Raw genomic sequence first — 14,473 nt, forward strand, 5'->3', positions numbered from 1 at the left:
ATGAAGAGGCCGAACCGATGAACCTGTCGCGCCCCTTCATTCAACGCCCGGTTGCCACAACGCTGCTGGCGATCGGCATCGCGCTGGCGGGCCTGTTCGCGTTCGCGAAGCTGCCCGTCGCGCCTTTGCCGCAGGTCGATTTCCCGACCATCTCGATTCAGGCGAGCCTGCCGGGCGCAAGCCCCGAGACGGTCGCGACCAGCGTGGCCAGCCCGCTCGAACGGCATCTCGGCACGATTGCCGACGTCACCGAGATGACCTCGTCGAGTTCGGTCGGCTCGGCGCGCATCACGATGCAGTTCGGCCTGAACCGCAACATCGACGGCGCCGCGCGCGACGTGCAGGCCGCCATCAACGCGGCGCGCGCCGACCTGCCCGCGAGCCTGCGCTCGAACCCGACGTACCACAAGGTCAATCCCGCCGACGCGCCAATCCTGATTCTCGCGCTCACGTCGAAGACAATGACGGCGGGCCAGTTGTACGACTCGGCGGCGACGGTGCTGCAGCAGTCGCTGTCGCAGGTGGACGGCGTCGGCGAAGTCGACGTGAGCGGCTCGGCGAACCCTGCCGTGCGCGTCGAACTGGAGCCGCAGGCGTTGTTTCACTACGGCATCGGTCTCGAAGACGTGCGCGCGGCGCTGGCGTCGGCGAATGCGAACAGCCCGAAGGGCTCGATCGAATTCGGCCCGAACCGCGTGCAGCTCTACACGAACGACCAGGCGAAGAAGGCCTCGCAATACAAAGATCTCGTGATCGCGTATCGCGACGGCGCCGCCGTGCATCTGTCCGATGTTTCGGAAGTCGTCGATTCCGTCGAAGACCTGCGCAACCTCGGCCTGATGAACAACGAGCGCTCGGTGCTCGTGATTCTTTACCGGCAACCGGGCGCGAACATCATCGAGACGATCGACCGCGTGAAGGCGATGATCCCGCAGCTGAAGGCTTCGCTGCCCGCCGCTGTCGAAGTCACGCCGACGGCCGACCGCTCCACCACCATCCGCGCGTCGCTGAAAGACACGCAGTTCACGCTGATGATCGCCGTGGCGCTCGTCGTGATGGTCGTGTTCCTGTTCCTGCGCAACTGGCGCGCCACGCTGATTCCGAGCGTCGCGGTGCCGATCTCGATCATCGGCACGTTCGCCGCGATGTATCTGCTCGACTTTTCGATCGACAACCTGTCGCTGATGGCGCTGACCATCGCGACGGGCTTCGTGGTCGACGACGCGATCGTCGTGCTGGAAAACATCTCGCGGCATATCGAAAACGGCATGCCGCGCATGAAGGCGGCCTTCGTCGGCGCGCGCGAAGTCGGCTTCACGGTGATGTCGATCAGCATTTCGCTCGTCGCCGTGTTCCTGCCCATTCTGCTGATGGGCGGGATCGTCGGTCGGCTGTTCCGCGAGTTTGCGCTGACGCTGTCGCTGGCGATCGGCGTGTCGCTGATCGTGTCGCTCACGCTCACGCCGATGATGTGCTCGCGCCTGCTCTCCGAGCCACACGAAAAGAAAGAGGAAGGCCGTTTCGCGCGCTGGCTGGAACGCGGCTTCGACTGGATGCAGCGCGGCTACGCGCGCACGCTCGGCTGGTCGCTGCAGCATCCGCGGCTGATTCTCGTCGTGCTGATCGCGACGATCGGGCTGAACGTGTATCTGTACATCATCGTGCCGAAGGGCTTTTTCCCGCAGCAGGACACGGGGCGGCTGGTGGGCGGCATACAGGCCGATCAGTCCACGTCGTTCCAGGCGATGAAGGTGAAGTTCTCCGAGATGATGAAGATCGTCCAGGCGAACCCGGCTGTGGACAGCGTGGTGGGGTTCACGGGCGGACGGCAGACCAACTCGGGCTTCATGTTCGTGTCGCTCAAGTCGAAGAGCGAGCGCAAGATTTCCGCCGACCAGGTGATCCAGCAGTTGCGCGGACCGCTGTCGGACGTCGCTGGCGCGCGCACGTTTCTGCAGGCGGTGCAGGACATTCGCGTGGGCGGCCGGCAGTCGAACGCGCAGTATCAGTTCACGCTGCTATCGGACTCGACTGCCGATCTCTACAAGTGGACGCCGATTCTGACGGAAGCGCTGCAAAAACGCCCTGAACTCACCGACGTCAACTCCGACCAGCAGCAAGGCGGTCTGGAAGCGATGGTGACGATCGACCGGGCGACGGCGGCGCGTCTGAACATCAAGCCCGCACAGATCGACAACACGCTGTACGACGCGTTCGGCCAGCGCCAGGTCTCGACCATCTACAACCCGCTGAACCAGTATCACGTCGTGATGGAAGTCGCGCCGAAATACTGGCAGAGCCCCGACATGCTCAAGCAGGTGTGGGTCAGCACGTCGGGTGGCAGCGCGAGCGGCTCGCAGTCGACCAATGCGACGGCGGGCACGGTCACGTCGAGCACGACGTCGAGTGCTTCGTCGGGTGGCACGGGAGGCACGACGTCATCGAGCGCGGCCGCTGTCGCGGGCGATGCCGCGCGCAATCTGGCGAACAACTCGATTGCGGCGAGCGGCAAGTCGAGCGCATCGACGGGCGCGGCCGTGTCGACGTCGAAGGAAACGATGATTCCGCTTTCCGCGATTGCGAGCTTCGGGCCGGGCAGCACGCCGCTAGCGGTGAACCACCAGAGCCAGTTCGTCGCGTCGACGATCTCGTTCAATCTGCCGCCGGGCAAGTCGCTGTCGGAAGTGACGGCCATCATCTACCAGACGATGGCTGAGATCGGCATGCCAGGGACGATCCGCGGCAGCTTCCAGGGCACGGCGCAAGCGTTCCAGCAGTCGATGTCCGACCAGCCGATTTTGATTCTCGCGGCGCTTGCGGCGGTTTATATCGTGCTTGGGATTTTGTACGAGAGCTATATTCATCCGCTGACTATTCTGTCGACGTTGCCATCGGCGGGGGTCGGGGCATTGCTCGCGCTGCTGCTCTTTAATACCGAGTTCAGCATCATTGCGCTGATTGCGGTGATTCTTCTGATTGGCATCGTGAAGAAGAACGCGATCATGATGGTCGATTTTGCGATCGATGCGTCGCGGCAAGGGCTCTCTTCTCGTGATGCGATTGAGCAGGCTTGTCTGTTGCGCTTCCGGCCGATCATGATGACCACGTGCGCTGCGATGCTTGGCGCGCTGCCGCTCGCGTTTGGGCGCGGTGAGGGGCGGAGTTGCGTGCTCCGCTTGGGCTCGCTATTGTGGGTGGCTTGATTGTTAGCCAGATGCTTACGCTCTATACCACGCCCGTGGTTTATCTTTATATGGATCGGATTCGGGTTCGGTGGGAAGCGAGGCGGAATCGCGGGGCGGCGGCTTCAGGTGCGTGAGTGCTTGGGGTGGTTTGGGGTGGTTTTGTCTGCGACGCTGTAGGGCGTTGTGCGGTTTCGCGGCGCGGGTGGTTTGGGTTTTTTGGGTTTTGCGGTGGTATCTGCGTTCGGTGGCATCTGCGTTCGGTGGCATCTGCGTTCGCTGGCATCTGCGTTCGCTGGCATCCGCGTTCGCTGGCATCCGCGTTCGCTTGCATCCGCGTTCGCTTGCATCCGCGTTCGCTTGCATCCGCGTTTGGTTAGCGTGCTTCACGCGTTGTCCCTGTGCGGGGCGACGCTTGAAGCAAGCTAACCAAACGCGGATGCCAGCGCAAAGGCCCAAAAAACCAAACCGGATGCCAGCGCAAAGCCATGCAGCCCCACCCAGCGTCGCAGACAAAAAAAACACCACCTTAAAGCTTCTGCGCCATCGCCAGATCAAAAATCCTGACCCACTGCCGAGCCTCGCGTTCGGACCTCACAGGTAAGCGCCACTCGGGATGCGCCGCATCCTTAACCTCAAGCTTGACCTGCCAGCGCTCTCCATCCCGCACCGGCTGCGCCCCGCGAAGATCCGCAAAAATATACGCACCACTCAGACCGGCGACCTGCAAGTCACACAACCGCTTCCCCGCCGCGAGGCGAACCCCACCCCATTCGCCCTTGAGTTCGTGAGTCCAGTCGCCATCGCGAATATTCGCCGACACTTCCTTATGCCGACGCCACCACCAGGCCAGCGCCGCCAGCACCAATGCCGCAAACAGAATCGCCACACCCACGGCTACACCAAAGCCAAACTGAGCGGAAAGCGCATGAAACGCCTGCACACAGCCATATATCACTGCGATAAAAGCTAATAGGGCGACGACAATAGGCATAGCAACAAATCCGGCAATGGCGCGATATCTAACAGTTCAAACAGGCCTAGCAGGCCTCACAGACCCAACAGTCACACGGCAAAGACAAACGCAACCGTCAGACACCGCGCCGCATAAAACAAAACCTCAACCCGCGCCCGCTCAGGGCGACTTATGCGTCGCAGCCCACTCCTTGAGCGCCTGCATCGTATTCTCGACATGCTTGTCGGGCGACAGGCTCGTGTACTCGTAAATGATCTTGCCGTCCGGCGCAATCACATACGACACGCGGTTCGCCATCGACGCATGCATCGGCAGCCCCGCGTCATACGCGTTGATCACCTTCGAGTCGGGATCGGCAGCAACGGGGAATTTGCTGCGGCATTCGCTAACCGAGAACTTCGTCAGCGTGTCGATGTTGTCGTGCGACACACCAATCACGGTCGCGCCGTACTTCTTGTATTCATCCACAGCTTCCGCGAATTCGTGCGCCTCGATCGTGCAGCCCTTCGTGAACGCAGCCGGATAGAAGTACAGCACCACAGGCCCCTTCTTCAACGCGTCGGCCAGCGCATACGTGTAGGTCTTGCCGCCCAGCGACGCCTGCGTCGTAAAGTCCGGCGCGCTGTCGCCCGGCTTGAGCGTTGCGGAAGCCGTCAACGCATACAGCGACATACCCGCGCACAGCACAGCCGCCAGCGCGAATGGCACAATCTTCAGCTTCATGTCGAATCCTCGAATCGTAAGCGCACGATGCCCGTGCAACGCCTCGCGACGCTATGCCTTACAACATGAAGCGTCGAGGCTCAACTTGCGCCCTATATTGGACCACGTTTGAGAATTGCGCGTCGTCAGCCGGACAAGCCGGAGGGACTCGACGCGCGAGTCAGTCGCCCAGATGCGCGCCAAACCACGCAGCCGCCGACAGATTCAGCTCGGCCAGCACGATCGGCGTGAGGGCGCCGAATTCTTCCAGCGACTGCGCGCTCGCCACGGCAGCCGCATCCTGCGCCTCGCCCGCCGCTTCCGCGATGCTCAGCAGCGCGCCCATCTGCCCCGCCCGCTCGACGATCGCATCGCGAATCAGCGGCGACAGATCGAGCGGATCGAGTGTAGCGTCCGGCGTCGAATCGACGAGCACATGCACAAGCGAAAACACGCCCGTCAGGAACGCGGCGTCGGCAAACGCCTCGTCGTTCGGGCGAATCCAGCGCGCCGCCAGTTCCATGAAGCGCGCGCGCGTACCCGCCAGTTGCACGAGCGGATCGGAGCGCCACGGCAACTCGCCGCCGCCTGCGTACAGCAGCAGTTGCGCCCAGCGTGCGATCTGCCGCGTGCCCGTCGCGATGATCGCCTCGCGCAGCGACGAGATGTTGCGGCCAAGCCCGAACGCGCTCGAGTTGACGAGCCGCAGCAGCTGCATCACGACATTAGGATTGCGCTTGAGCTCATCTTCGAGCTCGACGATACCCGCGTCACGCGCGAGCAACGCGAGCAGCCGCAGCAGCGAGGTGCGCGACGATCGCGTACGGCGCGTCGACAGCACCTGCGGCCGCGCGAAGAAATAGCCCTGGAAGAGATCGAAGCCGAGTTCGCGGGCGAGCGCGAAGTCTTCACGTGTTTCGACCTTTTCGGCGATCAGCGTCTTGCCACGACTCGCGAGCGCCTTCGCGAGGCCCGGCAGTTGCGCGCGGTCCGTCTGCAGGAAATCCACCTTGACGATATCCGCGTACGGCAGCGCAGTGAGCAGGTTCGGCGAAAGCTCGCACACGTCGTCGAGCGCGACGCGAAAGCCCGCGCGGCGCAAATCGGCAATGCGCGCGATGAGCCGCTCGTCGAACTGCACCGTCTCGAGGATTTCGAGCACGAAGCGCTCGGGCTCCATCAGATGCACGATGTCGTCGAACAGCAGCTCGCGGCTAATGTTCACATAGCCGCGATGCGTGCCGAGCACGGAAGGCACGCCGATACCGCCGATCGTGCGCACCACCACCTGCGCGGTGGCCTGCGCGTCGTCGGAGACCTGTGCGTAATTTTGCGCGCTGCCGCGAAACAGCAGCTCGTAAGCGTGCAGCGCGCCGTCGCGGTCGAGAATCGGCTGACGCCCGACATAGACGAACTGCGCCGATGAGATCGCCTCGTCCTCTTCGCCTGCTTGCGCAAACGTTTGGGGGCGGCCGGCTTCGTCGTTTTGAAACGGATCAGGCATTTTTAACGGCTGCTTGGATTCGGAAGACGGCTTGCCTGCGGGGTCGCCAACTCGCGCCCCGTCAGGGGGAATAACGGAGCGCGTTCGCCGCCACTTTAGCGGAATCCACGGGGGATGCACAGGCATCCAGGCTAGCCGCGAATCCTTACCCTATGTTATGGCGCTTTTTGTGTCTGAAAGCTAAAGATTCCGTCGCAAACGTCGTTATCCCGTTCTGATGGACGGCCTCGCGCCTGCCCCGATCGGTCCGCCGACGGGCATCGCAAGGGCCTCCAGCCTCACGACGAACCGGGTAGTCAGCGACACACATGGAAGCGACCAGGATCACCCCAGCCCGCCGGGGCTTGCTGCGCACGGCAATCGACCGATTCCGCGCGGCCCGTCAGCCCGCGCGCGCGACGGTCGCACCAGCCGCATCTGGTTCGCCAGGTGCTTCGCACGGGCTCGAACAGGCCGCGCACGCCGTCGACTTCCTCGCGCACGTGGCGCGCAATCTCACCTTTCTGTATGTCTCCGAGGCGAGCCTGCGCTTCATCGGCTATCACCGCGAGTATCTGCAAACGGTCACGCTGCACGAACTCGTCGCGCCCGGCGACGTCGCCCGCCTCGACGCCGCGCTGCGCCGCGCCGACGAAAGCGGCGCCGTCGAAAAAGTCACGCTTGACCTGATCAAGTCGCTGACCTACCCCGTGCCCGTCGAGCTGCGCATTGCGCGTAACTGTCACGACGGCATCGAAGGCTATGCGATTGCGGGCTTCGACGTGTCGAGCTGGCGCGCGACGGAAGCGAGCCTCAAGCATCAACTGCATCACGACAACCTGACGGGTCTCGCGAACGTGCCCGCCCTTGTCGAGGAAATGCGTCACGCGCAGCAGAAGGCGGACGCGACGGGCAAGTCGGCCGCCCTGCTGCTGCTCGATCTCGACGACTACCAGCGCGTGAACCGCGCGCTCGGCTACGACGCCGGCGACGAGATGCTGCGCGACACCGCGCGCCGCCTGTCCAACATGACGACGCAAGGCGAACTGATCGCGCGCATCTCCAGCGACGAGTTCGCGATCCTGCTGCCGCCCGCGCACGGGCGCGCCGACGCCGCGATCGCTGCCGAAGCGCTCGCGCGGCGTCTGTTGACGGCGATCCAGCAACCGTACACGTTCAACCGACAGCCGGTGCATCTGTCGGCGAGCGTCGGCATCGCGCTGTATCCGGACACGCAGCACTCGGGCGAATCGCGCGAACACGCACCACGCGACAGCCAGCTGTTGCGCTGGGCGGACCATGCGCTGGCGCGCGCGAAAGCCGCGGGCGGCAACACGCTCGCGTTCTACGTGCCCGACGACAGCCCCGCCGACGCCGAGCGCCTGAAGCTCGAATCGGACCTGTACGACGGCGTGCGCAATGGCGAGTTCTCGCTGCACTTCCAGCCGATCACGAGCAGTCAGTCGCACGGCGTGGTCGGCGTCGAGGCGTTGATCCGCTGGCAGCACCCGGTGCATGGGCTCGTGCCGCCGTCCATGTTCATCCCGCTCGCGGAATCCGTCGGCCTCATCAACTATCTGGGCAACTGGGTGCTGAAGGCCGCGTGCATGCAGTTGATCCGCTGGGACATTCAAGGCATCCGGCTGCAATACGTCGCGGTCAATGTGTCGCCGCAGCAGTTCCGCGATCCGCGCTTCAAGGAAAGCGTGCGCGAAGCGATCGCGCTCACGGGCATCGATCCGCACCGGATCGTGTTCGAGATCACGGAAAGCCTGCTGATGCACGACCCGCAGCACGCCACCGCGTTGCTCGAAGAACTCACGGGCCTCGGCATCCGCTTCGCCGTCGACGATTTCGGCACCGGCTATTCGAGCCTTGCGTATCTGCAACGCTTCCCGCTCGCGAAACTGAAAATCGACCGGAGTTTTGTGGAGAATCTGTTAACCTCGCGCAACGATCAGGCGATCGTCAGCGCCGTCGTGGGTCTCGCGCAAACGCTCGATCTCGAGCTGGTCGCCGAAGGCGTCGAAACGGAAGCGCAGCGTGAGCTGCTCACCGAGATGGGCTGCGGTCACATTCAGGGCTGGCTCGTCTGCAAGGCACTCCCATCGGAAGAACTCGCACAGCGCTTCGTATCGCGCGCGCTTCACGTGCATGGTGAAGCGTGACTGACATGACGCGTGTTGATACTGGGCACAGTCCGCGTCACGACTTGCCACTCACTGGAACTTGTATGGCTCTTGCGGGACTCTCATGCTAAAGGCTGCGCTGCTTGACCGGCTCTGGGCTCGCATGAACGAGCGCGGCGACTTCCCGATGCTGCAGCAGTCGCTCCGCTCGACGATGGCGGCGATGAACAACGATGACCTCGATTTCAGCGCCCTCGTGCAGATCGTGCTCTCCGACTTCGCGCTGACACAGAAGGTGCTGCGTCTCGCGAATTCGGCGATGTACATGGCGTTCGGCGGCAACATCACCACAGTCTCACGCGCGTTGATGGTGCTCGGCATGGATGCCGTCGGACATCTCGTCGTCGGCCTGAAGATCGTCGATCACTTTCATCACAGCGTGCCGCGCCGCATCGACGCGAAGCTCGAACTCAACCGCACGATGCTGTCGGGCTGCGTCGCGCGCAAGCTCACCGAGCGCGGCGATCTGCGCGACGGCGAAGAGGCTGTCGTCTGCACGCTGATGCGCCAGATCGGCAAGCTGCTGGTCGTGTTCTATCTGGATGCCGAGTGGGATCACATTCGTCGCCAGATCGACATGGGCATGGGCGAGAACGAAGCCTGCGACACCGTGCTCGGCGTGACGTTCCAGGAAATCGGACTTGAAGCGGCGTCGCGCTGGCGCTTGCCTGAGATGATCCGCGTCGGCATGACCGAGTTCGATCCGCTGCAGGACGACGAGCCGCGCCAGGTGCAATGGCTGCGCGCGATCACGAACTACTCGACGGAAGTCGCGAACGTGCTCACGCAACCGCATCTGCCTCAGGCACAGCGCGACGTGCGCATCGCCGAGCTTGCGCAGCGCTACAGCCGCACGCTCAACACCGATCCCGAAGTACTCGTCGACATGAGCCTGACGCTCGCCGAAGAAGAGACCCGCGACGGCGTGATGCGCGAGATCTTCGAACTGCGCGCGAATGCCGATGCGATTGCGCGCGAAACGCTCGATCCCGAGTCGTGCATCCGTGCCGGCGTCAGCGAATTGCAGGCGCTGCCGAGTGACAGCGGACTCGCGCCCGCGCTCGCGATGGCGTCGGAAACGGTGCTCGCGGGCTTGCAGTTCGAGCGCACCGTCGTGTTCGTGCGGCATGGCAGCGGCATCTTCAAGGCGACGATGGGCTTCGGCGCGAAGATCGAGGCCGCGCTACCGAAGCTCAGCTTCGCAACGGCCTTCGCGCCCGACGTGTTTCATCTCGCGATTGCGAACTCGGTCGGCATCTTTATCGAAAACGCGCGCGATCCGAAAATGCACGCGCGCTTGCCGGACTGGTATCGCCGCGCCTTCGAAGGCGTGCATTCATTCGTGCTGCTGCCCGTGGTGCTGGAGAACAAGTCGACGGTCGCCCTGCTCTATGGTGACTGGGCGCATCATGACGTGCGGCGCCGCATCTCGCAGCGGGAAATGGCCGCACTCAACGAACTGGCGCGCGAGTTGGGACGGTTCTTCGCGCATGCGCCCGTGAGCGAAGTCGAAACGCTCTAACGATAGACGCGCGCCCTCTTCCACATCGACATCGACATGCGCGGCTTATAGGTTCGAGCCGCGCATTCTCCCGCATCAATCCTCGATCCGCTCCAGCCCCGTCGCCTCGGCGCTGCGGTCGGCGACGCCCGCCCACGCGGCCGAGACGAGGCCCATTTGGGCGACGTCGAGCGCCTGCAGACCTTCGAGCCGTTCGCACGCGCTTTCGATATCGGCCCATGCGCCGCGTTCGAGCGCCTCGACCACCGTCAGCAACGTGCCCAGCACGCCTTCGCGCAACAGGATGGCGTCGCGGATCGGCTTGGACAGCGCGAGCACATTGAGCGTGTGTTCGAGCGAGCCGCCGAACACCGAGTCGACGAACGAGAACACGCCCGTGAGGAACGCCGCGTCGGTTTCGTCACGTCCCGCTTCGGGCAGACGCTGGATGGCCAGTTCCATGAAACGCGCACGCGTCGCGGCCAGTTGCAGCAGCGGATCGTCTTCGAGCGCAACCTTGCGGCCGTCCGCGTACAGCAGCAATTGTGTCCAGCGCGCGATGCGGTTCGTGCCCGTCGCGTTGATCGCTTCGCGCAAGGTCGTGACCTTGCGTCCCATTGCGAGACCGCTCGAATTTGCAAGACGCATCAGATGCATGACGAGCACCGGGTTCAGCTTCAGCTCGGCTTCGAGCTGCGCGACGGTCGGCTCGCCACCGAGCAATTGCAGCAGATTCAGCAGTGCGTGGCGCGGCGCGCTGACCTTGCGCGCGGCCGCGCCCTGCGGATGCGCAAAGTAATAGCCCTGGAAGCGGTCGAAGCCGAGATCGAGCGCCTGCTCATACACTTCCTGCGTCTCGACGCCCAGCGCGATCAACAGCTTGCCCGCTGATTTCAACACGCTCGCAAACTTGGGAAGCATGGCTTGCGGGATGCGGTGCATGTCGATCTTCACGGCGTCGGCGTACGGCAGCAGGCGCGCGAAGGTGTCGTTGGCCTGCGCGACGTGGTCGATCACGAAGCGATAGCGGCGTCCATACAGTTCGACGATGCGCGTGATCAGTTGATCGTCCGCGACGATATCGGGCGGCAGCTCGAACATGAAACGCTCGGCGGGCAGACTGCGGATCGCGTCGTCGAACAGCAGTTCGCGCGTGACGGGCAGATAACCGGGATGATTGGCGAGCGCGGCGCGCACGTCGGGCTGCAGGATCGCGTGGATGATGGACCCGGCGGCGGCGGCTTGCGTCTCTCGCTGCTCGCCTTCCGGTTCCAGCCCGCTGGATTCGCCGTCTTCGGCGGCGGGCGCCTGATACAGCTTGAGTTCGAACGCGCACAACATGTTGTCGCGGTTCAGGATGGGCTGACGGGCAAACGAAACGTTTGCGCGCGCGTCCTGCGCAAAGCCCGGAACGTCTTCTGCCTGGCGTTCCTCAGCGACTGCGGTGGTGGTCATTCCGGTCCCCTGTCCGGCCAGCGTTCGCGCTTCATGGCTTACGCTGGTCCCATGCAAGTAGTTGCGGCGAAGCGTGGCGCTTCGTGCTCTCGTCTGTTGAGTATCGTTCTGGCGGCATCATCCGATATGCCTGGCTGCACCCGCAGCATATCGAGCCGTCTTTCCCCGTGCGCAGATTTTAGCGCACGCCGCCATGCGCAGGAGCATGAAGAAGCGAAAAAAGACTGGAAAACAAGGGTAAAAAAACGGCCGCATGAAGCGGCCGTTCGACGTTCGACTCCGGCGCGACGATCCGCGCCGGATGAAGCGCGCATTACTTCAGCGTGACCTTCACGTCGAAATACTTCGCGGCGAGCTTGTCGATCGTGCCGTCGGCCTTCAGTTCCTTGAGCGCCTGGTTGACGGCGTCCTTCAACTGGGCGTCGCCCTTGCGCAGACCGAAGCCGACGCCCGAGCCGAGCAGCTTTTCATCCGACACGGCCGGGCCGGCGAATTCGAATCCCGCCCCTTGCGGCTTCCTCAGGAAGCCCTTCGACGCCGCTTCCCCGTCGAGGAACGACGCATCGAGACGGCCCGCGACGAGGTCGGCATAGACCTGATCCTGCGCCTGATACGGAATCACGTCGACACCGAGGGGCGCCCACTTCGCCTTTGCGTAGGCCTCCTGGATCGAGCCTTGCAGCACGCCAACGTGCTTCCCCTTCAGCGATGCCGCTGTCGGCTGCAAACCGCTGCCCTTCTTCGCGATCACCTGGTTGGGGATCACGTAGATGGGATCGGTGAAGTCGATGACGGCGCGGCGCTGGTCGGTAATCGACATGTCCGAGTTGATCGCGTTGAACTTGCGAGCCTGGAGCGCGGGAATCAGACCGTCGAACGCGTTCTCGACCCATACGCATTTCGCCTTGAGCTTCGCACAGACGGCGTTGCCGATATCGATGTCGAAGCCCTGCAGGTCGCCGGCGGGCGACTTCGATTCGAACGGCGCATACGATGCCTCGACGCCGAAGCGGATTTCCTTGATCTCGGCTGCCGTTGCGGCCGTTACCGTCACTGCCATCAGGGTGCCCGCCACTGCGGCGAGCGTGGCCATCTTTTGCCAACTCATTTTCATTAAAGCTTTCCTCAAGAAGTGCTCGTGGGCGGAATGCCCCGCCTTGGGCGTGCCGCGATCATGGGCACGCCAAAAATACGGTTCAAACGCCGTCGTCCGGTTTGGTGCGGCGCACAAGGCGACGCGAGCGCGGGATTTTACAGGGTCTTCCTCAGCCGCCCCGCGAGTGCACCGGTTTTGTGTTTCGCGGTGCGCTGATCGAGATCGGCTCAAATCAGAAAAATCCTGTCGCAACGACGCAATCTTCTTTAGGAAATTCGCCAGCACACAAGAGACAACTAGCGGTTGTGATGCAAATCTGTCGATAGATTCAGACAACTGGCATGCCGTCGAGCTTGCGGCGCGTCAGCGTACCCGGCGCCCCACGACGACGCAATACGCCTTTAGGCTAATACGTTAATTGCTTCGTATTGCGTATGATATTTTCAGTAAGGATTCCGACATTATTTTTTTACAGAAACAGCGTCGACGTCCGTTGCACTCCACACACCGCAGGCGAATCTTCGAGCATCGACCGCAATGAAACACAGCACGGCCATTCCGCTGACACCACTAGCGACCAGCTCGGGCGACATCGACGCGCCGCCATCGGGCCCGCGTTTCAAGCGGCGTTTTCACGTCATGGCCAAGCCGACGGGGTCGGCCTGCAACCTCGATTGCACGTATTGCTTCTATCTGCACAAGGAGCAATTGCTCGACCAGCGCCGCGGCGATTTCATGAACGACCAGACGCTGGAAACGTTCGTCCGTCAATACATCGAAGGGCAGGACGGCGAGCAGATCGTCTTTTCCTGGCAAGGCGGCGAGCCGACGCTCATGGGGCTCGACTTCTTTCGCAAGGCCGTGCGCCTGCAGGAGAAGTACAAACGCGCGGGCCAGCGCATTGAGAACAACCTGCAAACCAACGGCACCGCGCTCGACGACGCGTGGTGCGCGTTTCTCAAACAGCATGATTTTCTCGTCGGCCTGTCGATAGACGGGCCGCGCGAACTGCACGACGCCTACCGCGTGTCGCGCTCGGGCAAGCCCACGTTCGACAGGGTTATGCGGGGACTCGAATGCATCCACCGTCACGGCGTCGCCTTCAATGCGCTCGCCGTGATCAACCGGCTCAACGCACGCAGACCGATCGACGTTTATCGCTTTCTCACGCGAGAAGTCGGCGCGACCTACCTGCAGTTCAATCCGTGCGTCGAGGCCAGGACATTCAAACAGGTCGCGCCGCAATTCTGGGACGAGGCATCGATCCCCGTGGTCGGCACCGAACGGGCGAAACCGGGCGCGGCGGATTCCGTCGTCACCGACTGGTCCGTCGATCCCGACGACTGGGGCTATTTCCTGAGCCGCACTTTCGACGAGTGGCATCGCGAGGATCTGGGCCGGGTGCTGGTCAACCTGTCCGAGACGGCCGTCGCGCAGACCATGGGGCTGCCGTCGCAGCTCTGCATCACCGCCCCTTTCTGCGGTAAAGGGCTCGCGATGGAGCACGACGGCCGCGTCTACTCCTGCGATCACTACGTCTATCCCGAATACGAACTGGGCGACATCTTCAGCCACCCACTGCATCACGTTGCGTTTTCTGAGCGCCAGAAAGCCTTCGGATTCGGCAAGAAGGACACCCTTCCAAAGTACTGCCTGCAATGCCCGCACCTGAACCTGTGCTGGGGCGAATGCCCGAAGAACCGGCTCGTTCGTGCGCCAGACGGTGAGCCCGGACTCAACTATCTATGCCCGTGGATCAGGCAGTTTCATTCGCATGCGGGCCCAAGGCTGCGGCAGATCGCCCGCAGCCTCCAGGCGGGATAGCAGGACCGGCCCGTCATCCGCGCGTTCAAACACAAAGCAGATGGGAATCCCGTCCGCGTCGCCTC

Annotated in this window: 8 protein-coding genes and 1 pseudogene; 4 read left to right on the top strand and 5 right to left on the bottom strand. The window is 63.1% G+C overall.

The genetic code is table 11. From position 1 onward, the window contains the following. Window positions 1–17: 17 nt before the first annotated feature. A pseudogene (locus H1204_RS10430) lies at window positions 18–3,319 on the top strand (efflux RND transporter permease subunit). Between the two features lie 392 nt (window positions 3,320–3,711). Here the strand turns inward: H1204_RS10430 and H1204_RS10435 are convergent. The 3 genes from H1204_RS10435 to H1204_RS10445 all read right to left on the bottom strand — a co-directional run bounded on the left by H1204_RS10435 (window position 3,712) and on the right by H1204_RS10445 (window position 6,364). After that, the gene (locus H1204_RS10435) at window positions 3,712–4,176 is read right to left on the bottom strand and encodes a hypothetical protein (RefSeq protein ID WP_180728242.1); all 465 of its coding nucleotides are present in this window, start codon (window positions 4,174–4,176) and stop codon (window positions 3,712–3,714) included. Between the two features lie 141 nt (window positions 4,177–4,317). Further along, the gene (locus H1204_RS10440; RefSeq protein ID WP_180728243.1) at window positions 4,318–4,881 is read right to left on the bottom strand and encodes a peroxiredoxin; all 564 of its coding nucleotides are present in this window, start codon (window positions 4,879–4,881) and stop codon (window positions 4,318–4,320) included. Window positions 4,882–5,041: 160 nt separating this feature from the next. Then, window positions 5,042–6,364, bottom strand: a complete 1,323-nt coding sequence (locus tag H1204_RS10445; RefSeq protein WP_180728244.1) for an EAL domain-containing protein — start codon at window positions 6,362–6,364, stop codon at window positions 5,042–5,044. 308 nt (window positions 6,365–6,672) lie between these two features. Between H1204_RS10445 and H1204_RS10450 the strand changes: the two genes are divergently transcribed. Both H1204_RS10450 and H1204_RS10455 read left to right on the top strand, forming a co-directional pair. After that, window positions 6,673–8,511 (top strand): sensor domain-containing phosphodiesterase, encoded by a 1,839-nt coding sequence (locus H1204_RS10450; RefSeq protein ID WP_180728245.1) that lies wholly within the window; start codon window positions 6,673–6,675, stop codon window positions 8,509–8,511. A gap of 85 nt (window positions 8,512–8,596) precedes the next feature. Continuing rightward, window positions 8,597–10,054, top strand: a complete 1,458-nt coding sequence (locus H1204_RS10455) for an HDOD domain-containing protein (protein WP_180728246.1) — start codon at window positions 8,597–8,599, stop codon at window positions 10,052–10,054. A 75-nt stretch (window positions 10,055–10,129) separates the two neighbouring features. On the opposite strand, the gene H1204_RS10460 is transcribed toward H1204_RS10455, so the two are convergent. After that, entirely contained in the window at window positions 10,130–11,488 is a 1,359-nt protein-coding gene (locus H1204_RS10460; RefSeq protein WP_180728247.1) for an EAL domain-containing protein, read from the bottom strand. 313 nt (window positions 11,489–11,801) lie between these two features. After that, the gene (locus H1204_RS10465) at window positions 11,802–12,602 is read right to left on the bottom strand and encodes an ABC transporter substrate-binding protein (protein ID WP_180728248.1); all 801 of its coding nucleotides are present in this window, start codon (window positions 12,600–12,602) and stop codon (window positions 11,802–11,804) included. Between the two features lie 519 nt (window positions 12,603–13,121). On the opposite strand from H1204_RS10465, the gene H1204_RS10470 reads away from it, so the two are divergent. Continuing rightward, window positions 13,122–14,408, top strand: coding sequence for an anaerobic sulfatase maturase (locus tag H1204_RS10470; protein WP_180728249.1), 1,287 nt, complete (start codon window positions 13,122–13,124; stop codon window positions 14,406–14,408). Window positions 14,409–14,473 lie beyond the last annotated feature (65 nt).

The organism is Paraburkholderia sp. PGU19, assembly GCF_013426915.1.
Taxonomy (GTDB): Bacteria; Pseudomonadota; Gammaproteobacteria; order Burkholderiales; family Burkholderiaceae; genus Paraburkholderia.

Excerpts from the sequence above, each read along its gene's own strand:
- H1204_RS10470 (WP_180728249.1), top strand. The coding sequence starts at position 13,122 with ATGAAACACAGCACGGCCATTCCGCTGACACCACTAGCGACCAGCTCG.
- H1204_RS10440 (WP_180728243.1), bottom strand. The coding sequence starts at position 4,881 with ATGAAGCTGAAGATTGTGCCATTCGCGCTGGCGGCTGTGCTGTGCGCG.
- H1204_RS10445 (WP_180728244.1), bottom strand. The coding sequence starts at position 6,364 with ATGCCTGATCCGTTTCAAAACGACGAAGCCGGCCGCCCCCAAACGTTT.
- H1204_RS10455 (WP_180728246.1), top strand. The coding sequence starts at position 8,597 with ATGCTAAAGGCTGCGCTGCTTGACCGGCTCTGGGCTCGCATGAACGAG.
- H1204_RS10435 (WP_180728242.1), bottom strand. The coding sequence starts at position 4,176 with ATGCCTATTGTCGTCGCCCTATTAGCTTTTATCGCAGTGATATATGGC.
- H1204_RS10465 (WP_180728248.1), bottom strand. The coding sequence starts at position 12,602 with ATGAAAATGAGTTGGCAAAAGATGGCCACGCTCGCCGCAGTGGCGGGC.
- H1204_RS10460 (WP_180728247.1), bottom strand. The coding sequence starts at position 11,488 with ATGACCACCACCGCAGTCGCTGAGGAACGCCAGGCAGAAGACGTTCCG.
- H1204_RS10450 (WP_180728245.1), top strand. The coding sequence starts at position 6,673 with ATGGAAGCGACCAGGATCACCCCAGCCCGCCGGGGCTTGCTGCGCACG.